This window comes from Flavobacterium sp. 1, assembly GCF_002797935.1.
In the GTDB taxonomy this organism is placed as follows: domain Bacteria; phylum Bacteroidota; class Bacteroidia; order Flavobacteriales; family Flavobacteriaceae; genus Flavobacterium.
The window spans coordinates 3,489,607-3,513,926 of record NZ_PGER01000001.1 but is presented as its reverse complement, the minus strand read 5'-3'; the positions used below and the strand labels follow the sequence as shown (position 1 = coordinate 3,513,926).

General features: G+C 35.0%; 24 protein-coding genes and 2 riboswitches. Of the genes, 11 read left to right on the top strand and 13 right to left on the bottom strand.

The genetic code is table 11. The annotated features are described in order from the left end of the window. Position 1 precedes the first annotated feature (1 nt). From pnuC to CLU83_RS14150, 4 genes are all read left to right on the top strand, one after another. Positions 2 to 637 (top strand): nicotinamide riboside transporter PnuC, encoded by a 636-nt coding sequence (gene pnuC, locus CLU83_RS14165; RefSeq protein WP_100432212.1) that lies wholly within the window; start codon positions 2 to 4, stop codon positions 635 to 637. Continuing rightward, positions 586 to 2,712, top strand: a complete 2,127-nt coding sequence (locus CLU83_RS14160) for a DUF4301 family protein (protein ID WP_100432211.1) — start codon at positions 586 to 588, stop codon at positions 2,710 to 2,712. The genes pnuC and CLU83_RS14160 overlap by 52 nt, the downstream gene beginning before the upstream one ends. Beyond that, positions 2,713 to 3,117 (top strand): alternative ribosome rescue aminoacyl-tRNA hydrolase ArfB, encoded by a 405-nt coding sequence (gene arfB, locus CLU83_RS14155; protein WP_100432210.1) that lies wholly within the window; start codon positions 2,713 to 2,715, stop codon positions 3,115 to 3,117. Positions 3,118 to 3,228: 111 nt separating this feature from the next. Beyond that, a riboswitch (TPP riboswitch) is annotated at positions 3,229 to 3,322 on the top strand. Positions 3,323 to 3,409: 87 nt separating this feature from the next. Then, positions 3,410 to 5,593, top strand: coding sequence for a TonB-dependent receptor (locus CLU83_RS14150; protein ID WP_100432209.1), 2,184 nt, complete (start codon positions 3,410 to 3,412; stop codon positions 5,591 to 5,593). 180 nt (positions 5,594 to 5,773) lie between these two features. Here CLU83_RS14150 and CLU83_RS14145 read toward each other — a convergent pair whose 3' ends face one another. Continuing rightward, positions 5,774 to 6,196 (bottom strand): hypothetical protein, encoded by a 423-nt coding sequence (locus CLU83_RS14145; protein ID WP_100432208.1) that lies wholly within the window; start codon positions 6,194 to 6,196, stop codon positions 5,774 to 5,776. A 167-nt stretch (positions 6,197 to 6,363) separates the two neighbouring features. Between CLU83_RS14145 and greA the strand changes: the two genes are divergently transcribed. From greA to CLU83_RS14130, 3 genes are all read left to right on the top strand, one after another. Next, positions 6,364 to 6,840: a transcription elongation factor GreA gene (gene greA, locus CLU83_RS14140; protein WP_100433743.1), complete on the top strand. Its 477-nt coding sequence runs from the start codon at positions 6,364 to 6,366 to the stop codon at positions 6,838 to 6,840. Between the two features lie 90 nt (positions 6,841 to 6,930). After that, positions 6,931 to 7,320, top strand: coding sequence for an HIT family protein (locus CLU83_RS14135; RefSeq protein WP_100432207.1), 390 nt, complete (start codon positions 6,931 to 6,933; stop codon positions 7,318 to 7,320). Positions 7,321 to 7,403: 83 nt separating this feature from the next. Then, a complete protein-coding gene (locus CLU83_RS14130; protein ID WP_100432206.1) occupies positions 7,404 to 8,570 on the top strand; it encodes a transglutaminase domain-containing protein in 1,167 nt (388 codons plus the stop codon). Between the two features lie 22 nt (positions 8,571 to 8,592). Here CLU83_RS14130 and CLU83_RS14125 read toward each other — a convergent pair whose 3' ends face one another. Continuing rightward, positions 8,593 to 9,747 carry a PAS domain-containing sensor histidine kinase gene (locus CLU83_RS14125; protein WP_100432205.1) on the bottom strand — a complete coding sequence of 385 codons (1,155 nt, stop codon included), beginning with the start codon at positions 9,745 to 9,747 and terminating at the stop codon, positions 8,593 to 8,595. Between the two features lie 260 nt (positions 9,748 to 10,007). Between CLU83_RS14125 and CLU83_RS14120 the strand changes: the two genes are divergently transcribed. The 3 genes from CLU83_RS14120 to aat all read left to right on the top strand — a co-directional run bounded on the left by CLU83_RS14120 (position 10,008) and on the right by aat (position 12,035). Further along, positions 10,008 to 10,883: a flavin reductase family protein gene (locus CLU83_RS14120; RefSeq protein ID WP_100432204.1), complete on the top strand. Its 876-nt coding sequence runs from the start codon at positions 10,008 to 10,010 to the stop codon at positions 10,881 to 10,883. A 32-nt stretch (positions 10,884 to 10,915) separates the two neighbouring features. Further along, positions 10,916 to 11,290: a DUF3127 domain-containing protein gene (locus tag CLU83_RS14115; protein ID WP_100432203.1), complete on the top strand. Its 375-nt coding sequence runs from the start codon at positions 10,916 to 10,918 to the stop codon at positions 11,288 to 11,290. 106 nt (positions 11,291 to 11,396) lie between these two features. Next, positions 11,397 to 12,035, top strand: coding sequence for a leucyl/phenylalanyl-tRNA--protein transferase (gene aat, locus CLU83_RS14110; RefSeq protein ID WP_100432202.1), 639 nt, complete (start codon positions 11,397 to 11,399; stop codon positions 12,033 to 12,035). 62 nt (positions 12,036 to 12,097) lie between these two features. On the opposite strand, the gene CLU83_RS14105 is transcribed toward aat, so the two are convergent. The 10 genes from CLU83_RS14105 to CLU83_RS14060 form a co-directional block, all read right to left on the bottom strand. Then, complete coding sequence (locus tag CLU83_RS14105; protein ID WP_100432201.1) at positions 12,098 to 12,808, bottom strand: HesA/MoeB/ThiF family protein; 711 nt, start codon at positions 12,806 to 12,808, stop codon at positions 12,098 to 12,100. Between the two features lie 49 nt (positions 12,809 to 12,857). Further along, complete coding sequence (thiH, locus tag CLU83_RS14100) at positions 12,858 to 14,015, bottom strand: 2-iminoacetate synthase ThiH (protein ID WP_100432200.1); 1,158 nt, start codon at positions 14,013 to 14,015, stop codon at positions 12,858 to 12,860. Between the two features lie 122 nt (positions 14,016 to 14,137). Continuing rightward, complete coding sequence (locus CLU83_RS14095; protein ID WP_369828771.1) at positions 14,138 to 14,914, bottom strand: thiazole synthase; 777 nt, start codon at positions 14,912 to 14,914, stop codon at positions 14,138 to 14,140. Next, entirely contained in the window at positions 14,895 to 15,533 is a 639-nt protein-coding gene (locus CLU83_RS14090; RefSeq protein WP_100432198.1) for a thiamine phosphate synthase, read from the bottom strand. The genes CLU83_RS14095 and CLU83_RS14090 overlap by 20 nt, the downstream gene beginning before the upstream one ends. Continuing rightward, positions 15,526 to 16,296, bottom strand: coding sequence for a hydroxymethylpyrimidine/phosphomethylpyrimidine kinase (locus tag CLU83_RS14085; protein WP_100432197.1), 771 nt, complete (start codon positions 16,294 to 16,296; stop codon positions 15,526 to 15,528). The genes CLU83_RS14090 and CLU83_RS14085 overlap by 8 nt, the downstream gene beginning before the upstream one ends. Continuing rightward, positions 16,269 to 16,868 carry a thiamine phosphate synthase gene (locus CLU83_RS14080; protein ID WP_100432196.1) on the bottom strand — a complete coding sequence of 200 codons (600 nt, stop codon included), beginning with the start codon at positions 16,866 to 16,868 and terminating at the stop codon, positions 16,269 to 16,271. Before CLU83_RS14080 ends, CLU83_RS14085 begins: the two co-directional genes overlap by 28 nt. Before the next feature lie 73 nt (positions 16,869 to 16,941). Further along, positions 16,942 to 18,765, bottom strand: coding sequence for a phosphomethylpyrimidine synthase ThiC (thiC, locus tag CLU83_RS14075; protein ID WP_100432195.1), 1,824 nt, complete (start codon positions 18,763 to 18,765; stop codon positions 16,942 to 16,944). A gap of 184 nt (positions 18,766 to 18,949) precedes the next feature. Then, positions 18,950 to 19,156 (bottom strand): sulfur carrier protein ThiS, encoded by a 207-nt coding sequence (gene thiS / locus CLU83_RS14070; protein ID WP_100432194.1) that lies wholly within the window; start codon positions 19,154 to 19,156, stop codon positions 18,950 to 18,952. A 65-nt stretch (positions 19,157 to 19,221) separates the two neighbouring features. After that, a riboswitch (TPP riboswitch) is annotated at positions 19,222 to 19,318 on the bottom strand. Between the two features lie 99 nt (positions 19,319 to 19,417). Further along, entirely contained in the window at positions 19,418 to 19,987 is a 570-nt protein-coding gene (locus CLU83_RS14065; RefSeq protein WP_100432193.1) for a DNA-3-methyladenine glycosylase I, read from the bottom strand. A gap of 451 nt (positions 19,988 to 20,438) precedes the next feature. Beyond that, complete coding sequence (locus CLU83_RS14060; RefSeq protein ID WP_100432192.1) at positions 20,439 to 21,497, bottom strand: exopolyphosphatase; 1,059 nt, start codon at positions 21,495 to 21,497, stop codon at positions 20,439 to 20,441. Between the two features lie 227 nt (positions 21,498 to 21,724). Between CLU83_RS14060 and CLU83_RS14055 the strand changes: the two genes are divergently transcribed. Continuing rightward, positions 21,725 to 22,963 carry an MFS transporter gene (locus CLU83_RS14055; RefSeq protein WP_100432191.1) on the top strand — a complete coding sequence of 413 codons (1,239 nt, stop codon included), beginning with the start codon at positions 21,725 to 21,727 and terminating at the stop codon, positions 22,961 to 22,963. Between the two features lie 351 nt (positions 22,964 to 23,314). On the opposite strand, the gene tsf is transcribed toward CLU83_RS14055, so the two are convergent. Then, positions 23,315 to 24,277, bottom strand: coding sequence for a translation elongation factor Ts (tsf, locus tag CLU83_RS14050; RefSeq protein ID WP_100432190.1), 963 nt, complete (start codon positions 24,275 to 24,277; stop codon positions 23,315 to 23,317). Positions 24,278 to 24,320 lie beyond the last annotated feature (43 nt).

Here is a 24,320-nt window from a genome sequence, read left to right as displayed (position 1 = left end):
TATGTTTGATTACTTATTTGCGCAATATAAAGGCTATCCTGTCCATGAAGTGTATCTGGAGCTTATAGCTGTCTTTTTTGGGCTATGCAGTGTTTGGTATGCCAAGAAGGATAATATTTTAGTTTTTCCAACAGGATTAATCAGTACTTCAATATATGCATATTTGCTTTGGCAATGGAGTTTGTTGGGCGATTCTATGATTAATGTATATTATTTCATAATGAGCATTTATGGATGGTATCATTGGACTCGAAAAAAGGATAATATCGATGAATTTCCAATTTCTACGATGAATGGTAAAGAGAGGGTGATAGCTGTTATTATTTTTACATTAACTATTGTCTTTGTGGTTGTTATTTATCTTTATTTTAATAAATTTACGAATTGGTACTCTTATTTAGATACCTTATTGACCGCAATTTTTTTCGTTGGAATGTGGTTAATGGCCAAAAGAAAAATTGAAAACTGGATTTTTTGGATTGCAGGAGATTTACTTTCTATTCCGCTTTATTTTGCAAAAGGTTATACCTTTACCAGTTTTCAATATACAGTATTCACAATTATTGCCGTTTACGGTTTTTTAGAATGGAAGAAAATCTTGAACAGCTTGCAAAGTCTGGAGCATCACCAATCATAAAAATTGCCATTTTTGGTCCAGAGTCTACAGGAAAAACTACTTTGGCAACACAACTTGCCGACTATTATAAAACGGTTTGGGTTCCTGAATTTGCACGCGATTATCTGCAGGAAAAATTAGATAGTGGCCGCGGCATCTGCGATATTGATGATATGCTGCCCATTGCTTATGGGCAGACAAAATTGGAAAATGAAAGTGCATTAATTGCTAACAGATATCTTTTTTGTGATACTAATTTATTAGTGACAAAGGTGTTTTCCGAGTTGTATTATAATTTTTGTGATTCATTACTGGATAAGGCAGCCCGTACCCATCAATATGATTTGTTTTTTTTGACAGATATTGATGTGCCATGGGAAGATGATGGTTTGCGGGACAGTCCAGAGGGAAGAGAAAGTGTTTTTGAAGTTTTTAAGCAATCGCTGATTGATAACAGAAAACCTTTTATTACTGTTTCTGGCGACAAAGAGACTCGTTTAAAAAAAACTGTTGCCATTGTAGAGGATTTGACGATGGCTTTACAGATGGGATTTTCTTCGGTGGATTTTCTACAGATCTACCATCACGGCATTCCAGTAGAAAATATAAAAAGACAGCTTAATATTTTCAGGGAAGGAATACACAAAATTGTATTGGTTAATCCGGCAACTATAAATCACGGAATCTTACAATTGTCTGATGCTGATTTTGAGCAAAAAGCCAGTTTTTTTGATGCTAATAAATCAAGCCTAAAACTGAAAAAATTTGTTCCTGCTTCTGGGGCAGCCACAAGAATGTTTAAGTTTTTAAGTGCTTTTTTGAATGACTTTGATTTGGGGCATGAAACTATTAATGCTTATATAAACAGAAAAAAAGATGCTGAATTATCCTTATTTATTGTAGGGATGGATAAGTTTCCTTTTTTTAAAGAAGTAGATGAAAAACTGCATGAAATATATCCTGATTTTAATAAACTGACGAGTGATTATAAAAACTATTATTTCATAAAGACACTCTTGTCACCAGAATATTTTAATTTTGCTAATAAGCCCAAAGGAATTCTTCCGTTTCATAAATACCCTGCGAATATAGTTACTCCTATTGAAGAGCATTTGCATGAGTGTGCTTTTTATGCAACTTCTAATAATCATTCTAGTTTGCATTTGACGGTTTCTGAGAGCCATCAAGAGCAATTTGAAGCAATTATCAAAAAAATAAAAAGCAAAATTGAAATAAAATCAAATTCAAAAATAGAAGTTAGCTTTTCTTTTCAAAAAAAAGAAAGCGATACTATTGCAGTAGATCTGGAAAATAAGCCTTTTCGGGACGAAAAAGGAATGTTGGTTTTTAGACCTGGTGGGCATGGTGCTTTGATAGAGAATTTAAATGAGATTGATGCAGATGTTGTCTTTATTAAAAATATAGACAATGTGATTCAAAACGATATTCATCACATTTCTTTTTATAAAAAAGGCTTAGCCGGAATTTTATTGGAGCTACAGTATCAAACTTTTGAATATTTGAAAGCATTAGATAGTGGCGAGACAGGTGAAGAAACAATAAAGGAAATTTTGATTTTTATAAAAGAAAAATTGAATATTGAATTGGATAACGATTTTTATAAATTCAAGCTTAAAAATCAAATTGGAAAATTGAAGGATTTGCTCAATAAGCCCGTTCGCGTTTGCGGAATGGTAAAAAATGAAGGAGAACCTGGCGGAGGACCGTTTTGGGTCAGAGGTATTGACGGTAAACAAACTTTGCAGATTGTTGAGACTTCGCAGATTGATTTGAAAAACAGTAAACAATTGAAATTATTTGAGGAAGCAACACATTTTAATCCCGTAGATTTAGTTTGCGGGTTAAAAAATTATCAAAACCAAAAGTTCGATTTAAAGCAGTTTATAGACCCAGAAAGCGGTTTTATTGTATATAAAAACCATGGCGGAGTTGATATAAAATCGTATGAGCTTCCCGGTTTGTGGAATGGCGCTATGGCTAATTGGCTAACCGTTTTTGTAGAAGTGCCTCTGTTTACTTTTAATCCTGTAAAAACAGTAAATGATTTGTTAAAAAAAGCCCATCAGCCATTGTAAATGGAAATTCATACGATTCTTTCAGAGGTAAAATATAAAGCAGTAAGAAGCAGTGGTGCGGGAGGACAAAACGTTAATAAGGTTTCGTCTAAGGTGGTGCTGACTTTTGATCTGCAAAATTCCCAAGCATTGTCAGATGAGGAAAAACTGATTTTAGAGACCAATTTGCAAAACAGATTAACTGCAGATTTAATTTTGATTCTGAATTGCGATGAAGACCGAAGCCAGCTTAAAAACAAAGAAATCGTTACTAAACGGTTTTTGGATATCATAAAAAAAGGGTTGTATGTTCAAAAAGAACGAAAGCCTACCAAAATTCCAAAAGCTGTCATTCGAAAACGAATTAAAGACAAAAAAAATATTTCTGAGATTAAACAATCACGCAGAAAGCCTAACTTAGATTAGTTGCCTTATTTAAATTTTCCTTTTTAAATTTGTAATTGAATTTTGCCATTACCATTGCCATTGATTTTTGAAATTGTTATTGATTTTTGTAATTTTTAATACTACTTTTGCATTGTCTCAAAGGGGTGCTCTAAATAACGAGCTGAGATCATACCCAAAGAACCTGGGCAGGTAATGCTGCCAAGGGAAAAAACGACAAAAAAATAGTGTTTCTATCTATTTGCCGTAGAACAATCATTTATTAATTTAAACAAAAGAATAATTCCCCCTTTTATTCGTAAATCATTTACGGATGAAACATTTTAATCAATTATCAATTACCAATTACGAATTACGAACATCTTCGACCATAGTAAGTTTTAGATTTTCGAAGATTTTATTTTCTTTTCTCTTTTTTCTTTTTTCTTTTCTCTCTTTTTCACAAGTAAAAGATACTACAAAAGTCAACCAGCTCGATGAGGTTTTGGTTTCGGCAGTAAGAGTCACTGCAAAAACACCAGTAACTTTTTCCAATATGAGTAAGGAAGAATTAGCGGTCCGAAATCTAGGTCAAGACATTCCTGTGCTAATGAATTATTTGCCTTCTGTAATCACAACTTCCGATGCAGGTAATGGCTTAGGCTATACTGGGATTCGTGTCCGCGGAAGTGATGCTACCCGTGTCAATGTAACGATTAACGGAATTCCTTATAATGATTCGGAAAGCCATGGAACGTATTGGGTAAACATGCCTGATTTTGCTTCTTCGGTAGAGAGTTTACAATTACAGCGAGGTGTAGGAACTTCTACAAATGGAGCAGGTGCTTTTGGAGCTAGTTTGAATATGCTGACAGATAATTATGCTAAGAAAAGCACCGGAGAAATTTCGAATTCTTTTGGGAGCTTCAATACTCAAAAACATACAGTAAAATTCAGCACGGGTTTAATGAATGATCATTTTGAAATTGCTGGACGTCTATCAGCTTTAAAATCTGATGGTTATATAGATAGAGCAAGCAGCGATTTGAAATCATATTTTCTTCAAGGTACTTATGTGGGAAAAACAACTTTGATTAAAGCCTTAACCTTTGGCGGTACCGAAAAAACTTATCAGGCTTGGAACGGAATTAATGCGGTTAAAATGGCGGAAGATAGAACCTACAACTCTGCTGGAGAATTTACTGATGAGTTTGGAAAAACTCGTTACTACAATAACGAAACAGATAATTATAAACAAGATCATTATCAATTGCATTGGAACGAAAAAGTATCTGAAAATTGGAATACTAATTTGGCTTTTCATTATACGAAAGGGAAAGGGTATTATGAAAATTATAAAGAAAATGCAGCTATGTCTGATTATGGTTTACAGCCAGTTGGTGTAGTTGCTGCAACTGATTTGATTCGTCAAAAATGGTTGGATAATGATTTTTACGGAACTACTTTTTCTGCTAATTATAAAGCGGATAAACTAGATGTGATTTTAGGTGGCGGCTGGAATAAATATGAGGGAGATCATTTTGGTAAAGTAATTTGGGCGAGATATGCTTCACAAAGCGAACTGGGAGATCATTATTATGACGATTTTTCAATCAAGACTGATGGTAATGTTTTTGCGAAAGCTAATTATCAATTGTTAGAAAAATTAAGCGTTTACGGAGATCTGCAATATCGAAATGTACATTATAAAGCTAATAGCTGGGAAACTGGTTTGGTAAATGATAATTTTAATTTTTTCAATCCTAAGGCTGGATTTACGTTTGATGTTAATAAACAAAACGTCATATATTTTTCATACGCCAGAGCGAATCGAGAACCTAACAGAACGGATTATGAGGGAGGAAGTAATGTAAAGCCTGAAAAACTAAATGATTATGAATTGGGTTGGAGATTCAAATCTAGTAAATTTCAAGTGAATTCTAATTTGTACTATATGAAATACAAAGATCAGTTAGTTTTGACAGGAGAGCTGGATGATGTGGGTTCACCTATTCGTAAGAATAGTGGGGATAGTTATAGATTAGGATTGGAAGTTGATGCGACCATTAAATTCGCAAAACAATGGTCAATTTCACCAAACTTCACATTAAGCAGTAATAAAAATGTTGATTTTGTTTCTGATGCCAGTGGTAGTTTAGTTAATCTGGGAAATACTAATATTGCCTATTCTCCTGATTTTATTGCAGGAAATATTTTGACATTTGCACCAATAGTGCCATTAAGAATAAGCTGGCTGTCTAAATTTGTCAGCGAGCAGTATTTGAACAACATTGATGATGCGAGTGGTAAACTAAAGGATTATTTTGTAAATGACTTAAATGCTGCTTATGAAATTAAAATGAATTCAGTTTTCAAATCGATAGGAATCAATGTTTTGGTAAACAATATATTTAATGTTGATTATGTTTCGAATGGAGCTGATTATGGAGGAGGTTATGTTTATTATTTTCCGCAGGCAGGAGTTAATTTCTTGGCGGGACTAACATTGAAGTTTTAAATGTGAGAGTTTAATAGTTTTAGAATTTCTCTGGATTTAGAATAATGCTGTGGGTCACGCGTGAGGGATAATAGCTGGCTACCGAAGTAGCGCGGATAGCCCGACAGCATAAAAAAAAGGGAGCGGATCACTATTGCGATGATTAGCTCCCTTTTTTTATGGTGGCACGCCCCAATAGTATTAATTGTAAATACGAATTTGGGTATCGCTTACTACCTGCACGCGGTATTGTTTCATTGGGTAAGTCACGGCCGTACTTCCTTGACCTGTAAAAAGGTTATATTCTTTGTTGTCACACACACAAAGCGCATTGATTCCTTTGATGGTCATCGTGGAACAGCTGCTGATTTCCTGATTGGGGCAAGCAGCGTCAAAAGCGTTGTAGCCTGTGCCGGTATTGAAAACGATTATGCCTTTTGCACCCGCATTTGAATAATAAATGCCATTACCGGGGCTTTTAAGATTTGAATAGAGTGGTAAATTCAGATTGAGATCTACAGAGAAACTGTAATTAGGTATGTATGGGTTTTTATTCGAGTTTTGATTGTCGCTGCATCTCAGAAAAAATAGAGATATGATAAGTAACAGAATGTGTTTTTTCATTATTTAAAATTAAGGCTAAAGAATTAGTGAAACAAATTTAATTTATTTAACTTTGAAATTATTATGATTAACATATTATTGTAATCTAAAAATAAAAATACACTATCTTTGTGGAAAGAAATCCCGTCCTGATGGGATTTTTTCTATTTTATATAAATGATGAAATTATGAGCGCAATATCGTATTACACAGCGGAAGGATTAAAAAAATTAAGAGAAGAATTAGATTATTTAAAAAGCGTGATGCGTCCAAAGGCATCTCAAGATATAGCAGAAGCAAGGGATAAAGGAGATTTATCTGAAAATGCAGAATATGATGCGGCCAAAGAAGCCCAAGGAATGCTTGAAATGAGAATAGCAAAGCTTGAAGAGGTACACTCTAACGCTAGATTGATTGATGAGTCTAATCTTGATTTGTCTAAAGTATTGGTTTTGTCTCATGTCAAGATCAAAAACCAAACGAACGGAATGGAGATGAAATATACATTAGTTGCCGAAAGTGAAGCTGATTTGAAAACAGGAAAGATATCGGTTACTTCTCCGATTGGAAAAGGACTTTTAGGAAAGAAAGTAGGTGAAGTTGCCGAGATCACAGTGCCTAACGGTATTTTGAAATTTGAAATCCTTGAAATTTCAAGAGAGTAATAGTATAAGTATTCAGTGGTCAGTTTTTAGCGATCAGATTGCAGTTTCTACAATCTATGTTCTTTTTTCTAACTTCTAATATCTAATTTTATGAGTACCATTTTCAAAAAAATAATTGACGGAGAAATACCCTGCTATAAAGTAGCGGAGGATGAAAATTTTCTGGCTTTTTTGGATGTAAATCCGAATGCTAAAGGGCATACGCTTTGTATTCCAAAGAAAGAAATTGATAAGTTTTTTGATATTGAAGATGATTTGTATCTTGGTTTGATGGCATTTTCAAAAAAAGTGGCTATTGCACTTGAGAAAACGGTTCCCTGTTTACGGGTAGGAATGGCTGTAGTAGGTCTTGAAGTGCCACATGCACACGTTCACTTGATTCCGTTAAATGAAATGGGCGAAATGACTTTCAGACATAAAGTAAGTTTGACAAAAGATGACTTTGAGGCTTTGGCAAAAAGTATTCAGGCTAATTTATAAAAAAGTATAAAGGCAAGAAACACGACTCTTTTAAGAATTAATTTAAAAGTTTCGTGTTTTTTTATGTTCAAAAATAAGACAGTATGAAGAGTGTGTTTGTGTTTTTAATGTTTACGGTTTTCAGTTTTGGCCAAGTCAAGAATCCTTATGCTTTGACAGATGCTAAAATAGACAAAATTCCTGCTGATTTAAGCACTTCAACAGATGGTATTGCTAAATATATCAATGAAAATCTTAAATTAGAAAAAGATAAAATCAGAGCTGTGTTTTATTGGACAGCATCGAATATCAGTTATGATATTGAGAATATTGCGTCAATTGATTTCAAAGAAGTCTCCCCAGATAAAATAAAAAATACGGTATTATCCAAGAAAGGGGTTTGTATTCATTATGCCGAAGTTTTTAATGATATAGCCAAAAAAGTAAACATTAAAGCCTATATTATTTATGGATATACCAAGCAAAATGGTAAAGTGGACGTACTTTCGCATGCTTGGTGTGCTGCAAGAATTGATAATACTTGGTGGCTTTTTGATCCAACTTGGGGGTCTGGATATGTTGATAAAAATAAGTTTTTTAAAAAATTAAACAATCTCAATTATAAAGTTTTACCAAATCAATTTATTGCGACGCACATGCCTTTTGACTATTTATGGCAGTTTTTGAATTATACGGTTGCCAATCAGGAATTTATTGATGGAAAAAGCCAAATAAACAAGACCAAACCAAAATTTGATTTTGTTCGTGAAATAGAGGAATATGACCAGATGTCAGATCTGGATAAGGCAAGAACTGCTTTGATTCGAATTCAGAATAATGGCATCAAAAATAGTTTGATTCAGGAAATGGCTCAATTCAAAAAGAGTGAAGTCGATGCTTTGCAAAATAACGAGGCAATGTCAAAAATGCAAGGTATTAGCGATGATTATAATCAGGCTATAGCACAGTTTAATGATTTTATAATGTATAGAAATAATAAATTCAAACCACTTTTGCCAGATGAAGCTATTAAGGAAATGATTGTGGCTCCAAAACAAAAAATATTGGATTGTCAAAATCGAATTTATAAAATTGGGAAGTTCAATGATAATAATTTTGAAAATGTAAAATCATTAAAAAAATCTATTATCGATGTTTTGAAACAGATAGAAGATCAGGAAAAATTTGTCAATGAGTATCTGAGCAAAAGTAAATCAGCCCGAAAAGGGATGTTTACTAAGGTAACTTGGTTCGGAGTGCCTTTGAATTAATACGGGAAAAATGAATTTTATTTCAGGCGTGATTATTTTTTAAGAATGAAATCTGCATAGTAGTGCCTTTCCCTATTTCAGAATGAAGTACTTTAATAGCGCCTTTGTGGTATTCCTCTACAATTCTTCGGGTTAATGAAAGTCCAAGTCCCCATCCTCTTTTTTTGGTAGTGAAACCGGTTTCAAAAATACGGTGGAATTCTTTTTTAGGTATCCCGCTGCCGGTATCAGTTACATTTATTTTTATGTGATGATGATCCTCTTCAATTTCCAAAGATAATTTCCCTCGGCCTTTCATTGCATCTATGGCATTTTTAACCAGATTTTCTATTGTCCAGCTGTGTAACGTTGGATTCAGAAGAATTTCTATGGGTTTTGACGGACCTTTAAAAGAAAATTCAATTTGGTTAGAAAAACGGGAAATCAGATAATTATATGATTGTTTTGTTTCCTCGACTATGTCTTTTAGTTCTAATTTGGGTTCGGAACCAATTTTCGAAAACCGGTCAGTTATGGTCTGCAGACGCACAATGTCTTTTTCAATCTCCGTAGTAATAGATTCGTCTACATTATCCAGTTTTAAAATTTCCAGCCAGCCTATTAATGACGAAAGGGGCGTGCCTATCTGATGAGCCGTTTCTTTGGCCATTCCTGCCCATAATTTGTTTTGGCTTGCTATTTTATGGTTGAGGTAAAAATTGTAGATCAGGATACCGCAGAGGACAATAATTAGCGATAAGGCTATGGGGTAATATTTGAGTTTATCAATTAAGGAAGAATCTCCATAATACAGTTCTTGTGATTTTCCAGGTGCATAAATAATGGTAATGGGTTCGTTTTCACTTTTTAATTCATCCAGATATTCTTCAGCTTTTGCCTTGTCTTTTATAATGGCTTCATCAATATTCTTGACATTTATTATGCTGTCATTTTCTGTTAGAATTAATGGAATGGTAGTGTTGTTATTGAAAATTTGAAGCGGTAAATCAACTTCGGTATTTGGTTTTGCGTTAATTAATGTTTTTTCGGCAATAGCCCAAAGGTTCATTTTTACTCGCTCTTCATTTTTAAAAATTTGAAAAAAAGTATATGTATTCCAAAGGATAATAGCGATTATCAGAAAAGAAATAAAAATTATTATCCAGCGTATGGGATTTCTATTTTCAGAAAAGTTCATAAAAGTAAATTTGTGGTATAAATATAACGAAATAATGGACTTCGGATTGTGTAGGGACAAAAATCATTGTTTTGAGAAATTCAAATATCTTTCTTTTTAAGAGCTGCTTCCTGCTGTCCACTATACCTTTTGTCTCGTTTGAGGACGAGACAAAAGGATATCGTTTCCATTAGGGCTTGGGCAATTGTTTTCATAATAAAATTGTTGAAATACCTAGAATCTAACTGCTATTTTGTTATTTTTGTTCAAATAAAAAGTCTATGATTAGCATTGATCCGAAAAGCATTGAAACCGCAAAATTACAAGGGTATTTGCAAAGTGCAGTTGGACCTCGACCTATTGCTTTTGCCAGTACTATCGGTAAAAATGGGATTCCCAATTTGTCGCCTTTCAGTTTTTTTAATGTTTTCAGTGCCAATCCGCCCATCCTTATTTTTTCGCCTGCAAGGCGGGTACGGGACAATTCGGTTAAACACACATTAATCAATGCCGAAGCTACTTTAGAAGTAGTTATCAACGTAGTAAATTACGATATGGTACAGCAAACTTCGCTGGCCAGCACAGAATATGCCGAAGGCGTTGACGAGTTTTTAAAAGCTGGATTTACGCCAGTTCCATCCGAGGTTGTAAAACCTTATAGGGTAAAAGAATCACCTGTTCAGTTTGAGTGCAAAGTAACTCAGATAATTCCGTTAGGGACAGAAGGAGGCGCAGGAAATTTAATCCTTTGTGAAGTGGTTCGCATTCATATCAATGAAGCAATTCTCAATGAAGATGGAGCGATAGACCAACATAAAATAGATTTAGTGTCTAGGCTAGGAGCTAATTGGTATTCCAGATCCAATCAAGGATTGTTTGAAGTGCCAAAACCGCTTACAACGCTTGGTGTTGGAGTAGATGCCATTCCTGATTTTATTAAAAACAGTCCAGTTTTTGACGGAAACGATTTAGGGATGCTCGGGAATATTGAAGCCTTGCCTACAATTAAAGAAGTTAGTATATTTGTAAAGCAAAATTTTGCCATAAAGGCTGTTTTGAGTTCTGATGACCTTGAAAAACAGCACTTGAAAGCCAAAAAATATCTTTTAGAAAATGATGTTCTTTCAGCTTGGAAAGTACTTTTAGCCAAAAAATAAATTCAAAGTAACAATAATAAAACAAAAAGAAGATGGAAGTATTAGGAAAAATTAAAGTTGTTAATCCAGAGCAACAAGTGAGTGCAGCATTCAAAAAAAGAGAATTGGTTGTTACTACAGATGAGCAGTATCCACAGCACATTCTGATTGAATTTACTCAAGATAAATGTGATTTGTTAAACAGTTATAATATTGGTGAAGCTGTAAAAGTTTCTATCAATTTAAGAGGAAGAGAATGGGTTAATCCACAAGGAGAAACAAGATATTTTAACAGTATTCAAGGCTGGAGAATCGAAAGACTGGCTGCCGAAGCACCAGCTCAGCAAGCGCCTCCAATGCCGGCTGCAGCAACTTTTGCGCCAGCAACTAATTTAAACGAAGAAGAAGCAGACGATTTGCCATTCTAAGAAAAATAGAAATTAAAGATAAGAAATCAGAAGTTTGAGTTTACTTGAATTTCTGATTTTTTTTGAAATTGAATTGAAATTTGCCATTGAAATTTGCCATTGAAAAATGTATTATTTATCCAAAGATTTATTTTTCCCGCCAGTTTCTCACGCCGATAGCGATGGGATTCTCGCCGTTGGAGGCGACTTGTCTCCAGAGCGTTTGCAGTTAGCTTATAACAGTGGCATTTTTCCTTGGTTCAATGAAGGAGAACCCATTATTTGGTGGTCACCAAATCCCAGAATGGTATTGTACTTGGACGAATTAGTTGTTTCCAAAAGCATGAGAAACATTCTCAACAGAAATATTTTCAAAGTTACTTTCAATCAAAATTTTAGGGATGTTATTTCCAATTGCCAGCAGGTAAAACGTGACGGGCAATCCGGAACTTGGATTACGAATGATATGATTGATGCCTACTGCAGACTCAATGAACTTGGAATGGCAAAATCAGTCGAAGTTTGGCAAAATGACCAACTTGTCGGCGGATTGTACGGTGTCAATTTGGCACATGTTTTCTGTGGAGAAAGTATGTTTTCGTTAGTTTCCAATGCTTCGAAAATGGCCTTTATTGCTTTGGCAAACCAACTTAAAAAAGATAATTATCGACTTTTGGATTGCCAAGTTTATAACGAACATCTCGAAAGTTTGGGATGCAGGGAAATAGAGCGGGAAGTTTTTATGGCAATTTTGAAGAGAGACTAACTTTCTTTGCGACCTTGTGTCTTTGCGGTTATTAACCTGTAGTTGTAAAGGAATCCCAAAAACTAAAACTTCAGCTTCGTAAAACTCCAATTTAAAGTACTGAATAAGACCAATTCATTTTCTAGAGATGGTAAATCCATTATCAGTTTTAAGGTTTCGTGAGCCATCATAGTTCCAATCATCCCAGGCAAAGTGCCTAACACACCATTCAAACTGCAATTAGGAACATCTTTTGGGTTAGGCGGTTCTGGAAATAAATCCCGAAGATTTTTTGTTCCGTTATGATTGAATACAGCCAATTGTCCTTCAAAACCTAAAATACTTCCGTAAATCAATGTTTTTCCCAAAGCCACACAAGTGTCATTTACTAAATAACGAGTGGTAAAATTATCGGAACCGTCCACTATAAAATCAAAATCCCGTAGAATTGTTGAGGCATTTTCGGAGGTTAATTTTTCTTCGAAAGCAACGATAGTAATTAAAGGATTTAATGTTTTCAACGTTTCTTTGGCAGTAGTTGCTTTGTTTTTGCCGACTTGGTTTTGTGTATATAAAATTTGGCGGTGCAGGTTATGAATTTCGATTTTATCAAAATCAACAATCCCGATCGTGCCAACACCTGCTGTAGTAATATATTGTAAAATAGGACACCCCAATCCGCCAGCACCAATTACCAAGACTTTGGCATTTTTTAGTTTTTTTTGCCCTTCATCGCCTATTTCGGGCAACATCATTTGGCGGTTGTATCTTAAATAATCTTGAATTACACTCATTTTTTGTTAAGTCTTAAAAGTTTGATAGTCGTAAAAGTGAAAGAAAGTATTAATTAAGAATCGAATTTTCTTTTAGACTTTCGGCTTTCGACCTTTGACTAAATGTTCTGTCCCAATCTTTCCATACAGCTTCATATCCTTTATCGGTGATTATTTTGGCAATTTCCTGTGCGGAACGCTCATCGCTAATCTCAAATTGCTCCAAAGATTGGGGATCAACAACGTAACCGCCTGGATTGGTTTTGGAGCCCGCACTCATGCTGGTTACTCCAATCGGGATGATATTATTTCTGAACTTTTCGTTTTCCCGTGTCGAAATTGAAATCTCCAAATCTTCATTCCACAATCGATAGGCGCAGATTAATTGCGTCAAATCTTTATCGTCCATAATAAAGTTGGGTTCAATAATTCCTTCGGCGGGGCGTAACCTCGGAAAGGAAACCGAATATTTTGTCTGCCAATACGTTTTTTGTAAATAATCCAAATGCAGAGCATTGAAAAAACTGTCCGTTCGCCAATCTTCAAGACCCAATAAAACGCCCAGTCCAATCTTGTGAATTCCCGCTTTACCAATTCGGTCAGGAGTTTCCAGCCGAAAATCAAAATTGGACTTTTTACCTTTGGTATGATACTTTTTGTACACTTCCTGATGATAGGTTTCCTGATACACCAAAACCGAATAAACTCCAGCTTTATGCAATTCTTGATATTCTTCGGTCGAAAGTGGCTGCACTTCGACTGATATGGTTGAGAATTGCTCTTTTATCTGCTCAATTGCATTTAGAAAATAATTGATGTTTACAGTGTAATTGGCTTCTCCCGTAACCAATAATACATGATCAAAACCCGCTGTTTTCAAGGCCTCTGCTTCCAGTTTTATTTCGGAATCCGATAATGTTTTGCGTTTGATTTTGTTGTCCAGACTGAATCCGCAATATGTGCAGATATTTTGGCATTCATTGCTCAAATAAAGCGGTGCATACATTTGAATGGTTTTTCCAAAACGTTTTTTTGTCAATTCATGGCATTCTTGTGCCATTTGCTCCAAATAAGTTGTGGCTACAGGCGAAATCAAAGCGATGAAATCCTCTAGGTCTCTTTTGCTTTTTGCCAATGCCTGTTCCACTTGCTTGGAGGTCGTTTGATATATTTTGGTTTGAATGGTTTCCCAATCATAACCATCAAAAACAGATTTGAATGTTTTCATAGTATTATGTTTTTTACCGCAAAGTGCGCAAAGTTTTATGTTCCGAATCTAAAGTTAAGTCCGCAAAGCTTTGCGAACTTTGCGTAAATCTTTGCGCGCTTTGCGGTTAATAATGAATTCTGTTACTCATACAAAAAAGCCGTCAAAGGACTAGATGCAACTGCGTGTTTGTATTGTTGCCCCAGTTTTGCTTCAAATGCTTTTCGTCCAGCTATTACCGCCTCCTTAAAAGCTTCGGCCATTAATTTTGGATTTCCGGCTACGGCAATGGCGGTGTTTACCAAGACTGCATCAGCTCCCATTTCCATTGCTTTGGCTGCGTCAGATGGTGAGCCAATGCCTGCGTCGATAATGACAGGAACGTTACTTTGCTCGATGATTATTTCCAGAAAATCAATGGTTTTTAATCCTTTGTTACTGCCAATAGGCGATCCCAAAGGCATAACGGCAGCTGTTCCTGCATTTTCCAAATGCTTGCATAAAACTGGATCGGCATGGATGTAGGGCAAAACAATGAATCCCAATTTCGCCAGTTCTTCAGTCGCTTTCAGGGTTTCAATGGGATCCGGCATTAAGTATTTTGGGTCAGGATGAATCTCTAGTTTTAGCCAGTTGGTTTCTAAAGCTTCTCTAGCCAATTGTGCCGCAAAAATGGCTTCTTTAGCGTTTCGTGCGCCAGAAGTGTTGGGTAATAAATTGATTTTGGGATGCTTTAAGTGATTTAAAATCGCATCGGTATCGGTTTCGAGATCGATTCTTTTTAGTGCTACAGTTACCAATTCGCTTTCGGAAGCCAAAATGGCTTTCTCCATTTCTATATTGGAACCAAATTTTCCAGTTCCTAGAAATAGTCTTGATTCTAGTGTTTTGTCTCCTATCTTAAACAATGACATTGCCATATAATTTTTCGTTAAGTTGTGTGATGAGTATGTTTTTTCTTTCGCTTTCGGTGATAATACCAGAAACGGCAATACCATGAATTCCTGTTTGTATGAGCGCATCAACATTTTCCAATGTAATTCCTCCAATGGCATAAATGGGTATTTCAATTTTGGATTGTTCCATTTTGTTTATAATAGATTCATATCCTTCAATCCCCAGTATCGGACTCAGATTTTTTTTGGTTTTTGTGAATTGAAAAGGACCTAATCCAATATAATCACAGCTATTGTTAACTTGTCGTACAATATCTTCAAAAGTGTTTGCCGTGGCTCCGATGATTTTAGTTTTGCCTAAAATGGCTCGCGCTTCAGCAACTCCCATATCTGTGAGTCCCAGATGAACACCATCGGCATTAAATTGTTTGGCTAAATGAACGTCATCGTTGACAATGAAATTAGCTAAATATTCTTCACATAAAAATTTCACGGCTTCCGCCAAAGCAAATATTTTTTTTTGTTTTTGATGTTTAAATCTCATTTGTATCCAGTCGCAGCCATTGTCTAAGGCCTGATGAATATTGAGCAATTGTTCTTCAATGCTTTCTCCCTGTGAGATGTACTGTAGTTTATTATACATGATGGAATCCTAGTTTAGTTGGGTTAGACAGTAAATAGTTTTCGGTATATATTTTTGCATTTTTACAAGCTATTTTTAGGTTTTGTTCCAATGCAAGATTTGCTGTAATTGCAGCGGATAACACACAGCCTGAGCCATGTTTTTCATAGCATTCTCCTGTTTTTGGCAAAAGCTGATGCACATCCTTTTCGGTATAGAGATAATCAACTCCCATTTCATTAGGGTTGTGACCTCCTTTCAGCAAAACAGAACAATTAACTTCTCCCGTCATGAATGATAATGTATTGATAAAACAAGAGAGCGGAGTGAAGTTTGGGAAAATGATTTTAATTTCATTATAATTTGGAGTAATTAAATCAATTTGATTCAGGATTTCTGTCAGATCATTACGGTTTTCAATAGTTAAAAAATCAAATTCAGTAGTTGATTTCAAAATCGTATCCCAGACAATTTTTGTTTCTGGGGAAAGCCTTTTTATGGTAAAAACTACCTGTTTCAAATATTCTAATGAAGGTATAATTCCAATTTTCACTGCTTTGATGGTATAATTATCGAATAGTTTTTCTAATGATTTCAAAACAAAAGCCAAATCAGTCCATTGCATTTCAAAAAACTCGTTTTCGGTTTGAATGGTATTGCCGGTATTAATTGCAAAACCATACACCCGATGCTGTTCGAAGGTTTTTACATCAGCCAAAACTCCTGCACCTGCTGAAGGGTCGAAGCCTGCAATTGTTAATACGAAAGGACGATTTGCTGACATAGTTTAAAATTTTCTATTGGATTACTGCTGTTCCAAATACTGCCTAAAAGCGCCACATCATCGAAACCATATTCTAATGCGGTTTTGATGTTATTAGATGTGATTCCTCCAACTGCTACTAATGCAGTTTTATTATTTTTCCTTTGTTCCAGTTCTTTTTTAAAGTCAAGATTCGAAATGTAATTTTGTTTTGAAATACTTTCGAAAACAGGCCCGAAAAAAGCGTAATCAAAAACATTGGACAATTTTTCAAAATCCATCATTTGATGAATAGAGGCAGTGACTGTAAATCCAGTTTCTTTCCAGTTTTTTAAATTTTCTTCGGGTGTTTCTATTCTTGTTTTTTCCGTGAAATGAATTCGATTTATTCCAAATGCTTGCGCCAATTGATGGTGGCTGTGCAAAACCAATTGTTGTCTCAAAACCACTTTCGTTTTCCCCAGAAAAGATTTCATTTCTTCTTCCGAAAAATCAGGCTTTCGAATATGAAGCAACTCCAATCCATTCTCAAAAAGAGAATGAATGGTGCTGATTTCATTGGCTATCGGAATTGGATTTGTAATTATGATCATAATGAGAAGTATTAAGTTTTGAGTTTTAAGTATTAAGATGTTAGTCTTGATACTTAATACTTTCATCTTAATTCTAAATATAGATTTCTTTTCCTTGTTCAATAAATTCTTCTGATTTTGCTGCCATTCCTTTTTCTGCTTCGGCAACATCACGGATTTCCTGCGAAATTTTCATAGAACAGAATTTTGGTCCGCACATAGAGCAGAAATGAGCTACTTTTGCTCCATCTGCAGGTAAGGTTTCATCGTGAAATTCACGGGCAGTGTCCGGATCTAATGATAAGTTGAATTGGTCTTCCCAGCGGAATTCGAAACGGGCTTTACTCAAGGCATTATCACGATATTGCGACCCTGGGTGTCCTTTTGCTAAATCGGCAGCGTGTGCAGCTATCTTATAAGTGATCACTCCGTCTTTTACGTCTTTTTTGTTCGGTAAACCAAGGTGTTCTTTTGGCGTTACATAACACAGCATTGCACAGCCATACCAGCCAATCATCGCAGCGCCAATAGCAGAAGTGATATGGTCGTAACCTGGTGCAATATCAGTTGTTAATGGACCTAAAGTATAAAATGGAGCTTCGTCACAATGTTCCAATTGTTTATCCATGTTTTCTTTGATCATGTGCATTGGAACGTGGCCAGGACCTTCAATAAATACCTGAACATCGTGTTTCCAAGCTATTTTTGTCAGTTCGCCAAGAGTTTCCAATTCGGCAAATTGTGCAGCATCATTGGCATCGGCAATAGAACCCGGACGTAATCCATCTCCTAATGAAAAGGCTACGTCGTATTGTTTCATAATTTCGCAAATCTCTTCGAAATGGGTGTAAAGGAAGTTTTCTTTGTGGTGAAATAAACACCATTTTGCCATAATTGAACCGCCACGGGAAACGATTCCGGTAACGCGGTTGGCGGTTAAATGAATATATCGCAATAAAACTCCAGCGTGAATAGTGAAATACGAAACACCTTGTTCCGCTTGTTCAATTAAGGTGTCGCGGAATACTTCCCAAGTTAAATCTTCGGCAATTCCGTTTACTTTTTCTAATGCTTGGTAAATGGGTACAGTTCCGATTGGCACTGGAGAATTTCGGATGATCCATTCTCTGGTTTCGTGAATGTTTTTTCCTGTAGATAAATCCATAATGGTGTCAGCTCCCCAACGGCAAGCCCAAACTGCTTTTTCTACTTCTTCTTCGATGCTTGATGTTACAGTGCTATTTCCAATATTAGCATTGATTTTTACCAAAAAGTTACGACCCACAATCATCGGTTCGCTTTCAGGATGGTTGATGTTATTTGGAATAATTGCACGACCCCTGGCTACTTCGCTACGAACAAATTCCGCTGTGATTTTGGATTTTGGAGTATTTGCTCCAAAATTATGACCTGTGTGCTGGCATTGCATTGCTGCCGGTTGCTCATTTAGTTGTTCGATGCGTTGGTTTTCACGGATGGCAATGTATTCCATTTCGGGAGTGATGATGCCTTGTTTTGCGTAATACAATTGAGAAACATTGGCTCCTTTTTTAGCACGCATTGGTTTGTGCAAATATTCAAAACGCAAGTCGTTTAGTTTTGCGTCATTCAAACGCGATTTTCCGTACTCGGAGGAGATTTCGGTTAATTCTTCTACATCATTGCGGTCTAGAATCCATTGTTCGCGAATGCGAGGTAATCCTTTGCGGATATCAATTTCAATATTAGGATCCGTGAATGGACCAGAAGTATCGTAAACAGTTACCGATGGATTTTTTTCGATTCTGCCATTTGACATTTTAGTGTCTGCGAGTAAAATTTCACGCATGGCTACTTTTATCGGGTGGATTTCTCCTTCGATATATACTTTTTTGGAATTTGGAAACGGGGTTCTCGAGATTTTTTCTTCGTTGTTCATTGTTGAGTAGTTTATGTTTTGTTGAATATTTGTCTTCTGCTAAGGATAGTAATGAAAAGCCCGTAAAGGTAAAACCGAGAAAAAACAAGGAATAGAAAAGCGACCAAAGGAAGCTTTTTCTATGACTATGTTTTTGAGGTTTTGATTGCGGACATGTAATGAATAGCCCGCTCGAGCAGCCTAATTAACCTCCTTGTGTTGCTGATATGATTAAAATGTCGTCGGTTTCTTTGATGAGATGGGAATTCCAATCGGATTTTGGAATAACGGTATTATTGATGGCCAGGGCAATTCCGTTTTGTTTTACGGGAATTTCCAAGTCAAGAAGTGCCTGAACAGTTAGGCTGTCAGTGGCAAATTGTTTAGTCTGATTGTTGATTTTTAGTTCCATTCCTTTTGAATTTAGTATGTAATTATACTTTAGGAATGGCTACAATTGCGCACAAATGTACAATAAGAAGTCATCTTACTTTTTCCTACGCTAGTATGAACTAGATCAGGTTCGAGGGTAAAGTCTCAGCCTGCAATTTTGCAGACACCCCTAAAGTGTGAAGCAAATGTAATTAAAAAAGTTTAATAGTTTGTCGTTTAAAGGTTTAATAGTTTAAACGTTTAAAGTTTTTTTGTTGGATTTTTGCAGATTGAAAACTGATTACTGACCGCTTTTTTTCCAGCAATCGGCTACGTGGTCATCGACCATTCCTGTGGCCTGCATGTGTGCATAGACTACGGTTGAGCCAACAAATTTGAAGCCGCGTTTTTTTAAATCTTTGCTGATAGCGTCGGAAAGCGGAGTGGTGGCTTGAACTTCGCTTAGGTTTTTTCGGCTGTTTATAATGGGTTTCCCCTCTACAAAGCCCCAGATATAGTTGGAAAAACTGCCAAATTCTTCTTGGACTTTCATAAAAGCTACAGCATTGGAAACTGCCGAACGAACTTTTAACTGGTTGCGGATGATGCCGGAATTCTGTAATAATTCCTGTATTTTTTCTTCAGAATAAGCTGCTATTTTTTTATAGTCAAATGCATCAAAAGCGGTTTTGAAATTTTCTCTTTTATTGAGTATGGTTATCCAGCTTAATCCAGCTTGGAAAGTTTCCAGTAACAAGAATTCAAATAGTTTGGTGTCCTCGTACACGGGTACGCCCCATTCTTCATCATGGTATTTTTTGTATAAATCGCTGGATAAACACCAGCCGCATCTTTGAATTTCCTTATCCATTATTTTCCAATTTTTCAATGGTAACCTTTTACTGTTGGGATGTAAGCCGCTCTTCCTATTAATACTAAATTAGTGTACATTTTTTTCGTGTTTAATGCCTATGACACTGCCTGAGGTGTACATTTTGTTTTTATCAAACCACATTTTGAGTTTGCCGTCTTTGAATTTAGCATCAGATATTTTTTCTAGGAGCCAGGTTGATTCCCATTTTACCACAGCCAGAAAATGTTACAAGTAATAGAAAAGTAAATACTATTTTGAAATTCTTCATGATTTAATTTTTGGATACAGGAACAGTTGTCCAAAAATAATCTATTTTTTGAATCTAAATATAGTGCTTTGTTAAAAAATGTGTTTTGGCCTTAGTTAAATAAAAAGAGGCTGTCTTTTTTGGACAGCCTCTAGTTTGTTTTCTAAGATCTTATAAAAAGAATACTTGAATATGACAATGTTAATAGATTTGTTTAACTCCTTTAGCACTATCGAAAACGTAACTTACTAACCAAGCAATCTGACCTTGTTTAGCAAAGAAAATCTTTTTGTTTTGGATGTTTGGAATAACCTCCAATGAAGTTTCCAAAAGATTAAATGCTGCAATCAAATATTTTTGCTGATATGTTTTTAATACTTTTTGCATTTCTACATTGCTTTCAGCATTAGTTACAAATCTTTGATAGTTGTTTTCTGCAATAGTTCTAATCGATAGAATGTCATCATATTGGACTTGCGTAAAATTTTCTTCAGCTTTTATTCCTGTCAATAAAGTGTAAAATGCCCAAGCTGCTCCACCAGATATGTAAACATTATTCTTGTCTTGCGATTCAGCACGGCTTGTATACATTTTTTTGAAACTTTCTCTCATAGTAGGTAAGTAGTCAAAAAGATTTTCATTGAATTCGAAAACTGTTTTTTGTTTACATTTTTTATTAATGATTTCTGTCAAAGTAACAGTTCCTAAATCACATGATATTGGAAAAAATACAGAAGCACCGTTGATGTCTTTGGCATAACCGCCTTTAGTGTTTCCTCCTCCAATATCGATAATTACTGAACTTAAATAGTTTTTAGGAGGGATACATCCTCTTAAAAGTAATTTTGCTTCAAGAGAAGAAGAGATAATCTCGATTTTTTTATTGGTAAGAGTTTTGATTTTTACAACTAAATCATTTGTGTTGTTTGCTAAACCAACTCCAGAAGATGCTACAACAAAGATATTTTTATCTTCGATTTTGTATTCGTTAAGCATTTTTTTGTAATTGTTGTAAACTACATTCCCTGCTTTTTCAATGTCTTCTTGTAATAAGGTGCCGTCTATTCCTATACCAGTAGCAATACCAACGTTTTCAGTCCAAAACTCTTTTACATCATAAGTGTTTCTTTTGATGCTTTCGACATCAAGAACGGTCATTTTTATACCTTTACTTCCTATTTCTATACCGCCGTAGAGTTGCGCTTGTGTTGAATAGGAAAGCACAAGGCAAACTATTAAATAGTAGATTTTTTCTTTCATATTATAATTATTTTGGGGTTTCTTAGAAATGCAAATCTATATTAAAAATTGAATAATCCGCCTGTTTTGTGTTTTTTTTAAAAAAAAAGTTTTTGTAAAATTTTTCTAATTGTTTTTGCAATGTTTAGAAAATGTTTTGTTTTTTAACTGTTTACTTGTTGGTTGATTCAAAAAAAAATCTATTTTTGCCTTGATGAACAAATTTTTTGCCCCAAAAAAAATTAATTATGATAAAAAAATACTTCGACAATTTTAAAGGTTTTCCGAAAGAGATTTGGATTTTAACTTTAGTTACATTCATTAACAGAGCCGGGACTATGGTTATTCCCTTTCTGTCAAAATACATGAAAGAAAATTTACAATTCACTTACAGCCAGATTGGCTGGGTAATGGTTTTCTTTGGAATAGGTTCTATAATTGGAACTTGGTTGAGCGGTAAGCTGTCTGATAAAATTGGCTTTTACAAGGTCATGGTATTCAGTTTATTTGCCAGCGGTATAGTGTTTATACTACTGCAATATGCTTCAACTTTTGAAGAGCTATGTGTTGGTATTTTGGTGTTGACCAGTATTGCGGATATGTTTAGACCTGCGATGTTGATTTGCTTAAAAACATTTACTGCAAAAGAAGACAGGGCTCGTGCTTATTCATTAACACGTGCGGCTATCAATTTAGGGTTTCTTTTTGGTCCTGTATTAGGTGGTTTGATTATCATGCAGTTAGGGTATGAGTATATTTTTTATGTTGATGGTGTGACATGTATATTGGCAATAATTGTTTTTATGTTTTTTGTCAAAGAGAAAAAAATACCTGTTAAGCTGCATAAATATGATAAGCCAAATGTTAAGGTTTCGGTAATGAAAGACAAGCCTTTTATGCTGCATTTGATTATTTGCCTTATTACTGGAATTCTTTTCTTTCAGATTTTTACTACACTGCCTTTGTATCATAAAGAGCGTTTTAATATGACCGAATTTGATAGCGGATTGCTTTTGAGTTTGAACGGATTGCTTATTTTGCTTTTTGAACTTCCAATTGTGAATTATGTTAGCCGTAATAAAATTAACAATCATAAAGTGATTTCTTTAGGCTTATTGCTTATGGCAACTAGTTTTTTATTGTTATTGCTGCCTTTTGAAGCTGTTTTGATTCCTATGATGTTCTTTATGACTTGTGGTGTAATGCTGACGTTTCCGTTTGCAAATTCATTCGCAATGGATAGATCGCATAGGCAAGAAGGAAAATATATGGCTGCTTTTACGATGAGTTATAGTTTTGCTCATATCTTGAGTGCTAAAACAGGAATGGAAATTATTCAAAATTTTGATTACGAATCCAATTGGCTGTTTATGACTGGACTTGGAGTTGCGGGAACGATACTTGTTTTTCTTTTGTCTAAAATGGTTGAAAAAGAAGAATTGAAGAATACTGCAATGGTAACTGTAGAAGTTAATAATGGTAAATAATTTCGATTTATTCAAATAATTAGTTAATCTCTAAAAAGAATAATCGAAATAATAGATTTAAAACAGCAGTAAGCGAAGGCTTACTGCTGTTTTTTTTATGGTTATTTAAATAGAGTAGCAGAAAGATTTGGTTTCTTTGTTAATATTGTCCAAGTTTTTGTTGTAAATGAAGTTTGTGGATTCCTTGAGAATAAATGTATGCTTGCTAATATTACAAATAGAAGACCGTTATAAGTTTTTTTTTGCTGTAATTTTAAAAAAAATCCCATCCCGTAATGAAACGAGATGGGATTTTGTATGTAAACGAAATTCTAAAATAAATAGAATCCGTTTGTTGCAATTATTTATAGACTATCCTAAAGTAACTCTTTTGAAATTTGTAATCTCAACGTTGAATCCTTTAACGTAATCACCAACTTTTTTGCTGTCATCTTTGATGAAGTTTTGATCTAGTAAGGCTTTCTCTTGATCTAAAGTAGTGTTGTCAGAGATGAAACGTAGAATTTTTCCTGGAATAATTTTGTCCCAAATTTGTTCTGGTTTGCCTTCAGCTTTTAATTCAGCTTTAGCATCTTCTTCAGCTTGTTTTATAACTTCTTCAGTTAATTGAGAGAAAGAAATATATTTAGGAACATTTTTCAAAGTTTTTCCTAAACGTTTTGCTTCTTCATTTTCTTTTTCGATTATAGCAATACGAGCAGCAAGTTCTGAAGCAACGAAAGCTGGATCAAAATCTTTGTAAGATAATGTATCAGCTCCCATAGAAGCAACCTGCATAGAGATGTCTTTGGTTAACACTTCAGCATTAGGAACTGCTGCCGAAATCGCTGTTAAAGCAGCAATTTTGTTAACGTGAACATAAGATCCTACGAAAGCACCTTCTACGATTTCGAAACCACCGATTTCGATTTTTTCACCGATAACACCAGTTTGTTCAATTAATTTTTCAGCAACAGTAATTCCATTGAAATCTGAAGCTAAAAATTCTTCTTTAGAAGAGAAGTTGATTGCTTTTTCAACTAATTCTTTAGCTAAAGCTACGAAACTTTCATTTTTACCTACGAAATCTGTTTCGCAGTTTAAAGTGATGATAGCTCCTTTAGTTTTGTCTGCATTGATGAAAGAAACAGCAGCTCCTTCAGAAGACTCACGATCAGAACGGTTATCAGCAACTTTTTGTCCTTTTTCTCTAAGGTTTTGTATAGCTTTATCGAAATCTCCTTCAGCTTCAACCAAAGCTTTTTTACAGTCCATCATTCCGGCACCTGTAGTTTGTCTTAATTTATTTACGTCTGCAGCAGTAATTGTTGCCATAATATAATTTGTTTAATGTTATAAAAGTAAAAATTCCAATTTT

Excerpts from the sequence above, each read along its gene's own strand:
- CLU83_RS14135 (WP_100432207.1), top strand. The coding sequence starts at position 6,931 with ATGAGTACCATTTTCAAAAAAATAATTGACGGAGAAATACCCTGCTAT.
- CLU83_RS14090 (WP_100432198.1), bottom strand. The coding sequence starts at position 15,533 with ATGTATAATAAACTACAGTACATCTCACAGGGAGAAAGCATTGAAGAA.
- CLU83_RS14115 (WP_100432203.1), top strand. The coding sequence starts at position 10,916 with ATGGAAGTATTAGGAAAAATTAAAGTTGTTAATCCAGAGCAACAAGTG.
- CLU83_RS14150 (WP_100432209.1), top strand. The coding sequence starts at position 3,410 with ATGAAACATTTTAATCAATTATCAATTACCAATTACGAATTACGAACA.
- CLU83_RS14130 (WP_100432206.1), top strand. The coding sequence starts at position 7,404 with ATGAAGAGTGTGTTTGTGTTTTTAATGTTTACGGTTTTCAGTTTTGGC.
- CLU83_RS14055 (WP_100432191.1), top strand. The coding sequence starts at position 21,725 with ATGATAAAAAAATACTTCGACAATTTTAAAGGTTTTCCGAAAGAGATT.
- CLU83_RS14145 (WP_100432208.1), bottom strand. The coding sequence starts at position 6,196 with ATGAAAAAACACATTCTGTTACTTATCATATCTCTATTTTTTCTGAGA.
- tsf (WP_100432190.1), bottom strand. The coding sequence starts at position 24,277 with ATGGCAACAATTACTGCTGCAGACGTAAATAAATTAAGACAAACTACA.
- CLU83_RS14105 (WP_100432201.1), bottom strand. The coding sequence starts at position 12,808 with ATGAGTGTAATTCAAGATTATTTAAGATACAACCGCCAAATGATGTTG.
- CLU83_RS14120 (WP_100432204.1), top strand. The coding sequence starts at position 10,008 with ATGATTAGCATTGATCCGAAAAGCATTGAAACCGCAAAATTACAAGGG.
- pnuC (WP_100432212.1), top strand. The coding sequence starts at position 2 with ATGTTTGATTACTTATTTGCGCAATATAAAGGCTATCCTGTCCATGAA.
- thiH (WP_100432200.1), bottom strand. The coding sequence starts at position 14,015 with ATGAAAACATTCAAATCTGTTTTTGATGGTTATGATTGGGAAACCATT.
- CLU83_RS14125 (WP_100432205.1), bottom strand. The coding sequence starts at position 9,747 with ATGAACTTTTCTGAAAATAGAAATCCCATACGCTGGATAATAATTTTT.
- CLU83_RS14085 (WP_100432197.1), bottom strand. The coding sequence starts at position 16,296 with ATGTCAGCAAATCGTCCTTTCGTATTAACAATTGCAGGCTTCGACCCT.
- greA (WP_100433743.1), top strand. The coding sequence starts at position 6,364 with ATGAGCGCAATATCGTATTACACAGCGGAAGGATTAAAAAAATTAAGA.
- CLU83_RS14160 (WP_100432211.1), top strand. The coding sequence starts at position 586 with ATGGAAGAAAATCTTGAACAGCTTGCAAAGTCTGGAGCATCACCAATC.
- CLU83_RS14080 (WP_100432196.1), bottom strand. The coding sequence starts at position 16,868 with ATGATCATAATTACAAATCCAATTCCGATAGCCAATGAAATCAGCACC.
- CLU83_RS14095 (WP_369828771.1), bottom strand. The coding sequence starts at position 14,914 with ATGGCAATGTCATTGTTTAAGATAGGAGACAAAACACTAGAATCAAGA.
- CLU83_RS14065 (WP_100432193.1), bottom strand. The coding sequence starts at position 19,987 with ATGGATAAGGAAATTCAAAGATGCGGCTGGTGTTTATCCAGCGATTTA.
- CLU83_RS14060 (WP_100432192.1), bottom strand. The coding sequence starts at position 21,497 with ATGAAAGAAAAAATCTACTATTTAATAGTTTGCCTTGTGCTTTCCTAT.
- thiC (WP_100432195.1), bottom strand. The coding sequence starts at position 18,765 with ATGAACAACGAAGAAAAAATCTCGAGAACCCCGTTTCCAAATTCCAAA.
- thiS (WP_100432194.1), bottom strand. The coding sequence starts at position 19,156 with ATGGAACTAAAAATCAACAATCAGACTAAACAATTTGCCACTGACAGC.
- arfB (WP_100432210.1), top strand. The coding sequence starts at position 2,713 with ATGGAAATTCATACGATTCTTTCAGAGGTAAAATATAAAGCAGTAAGA.
- aat (WP_100432202.1), top strand. The coding sequence starts at position 11,397 with ATGTATTATTTATCCAAAGATTTATTTTTCCCGCCAGTTTCTCACGCC.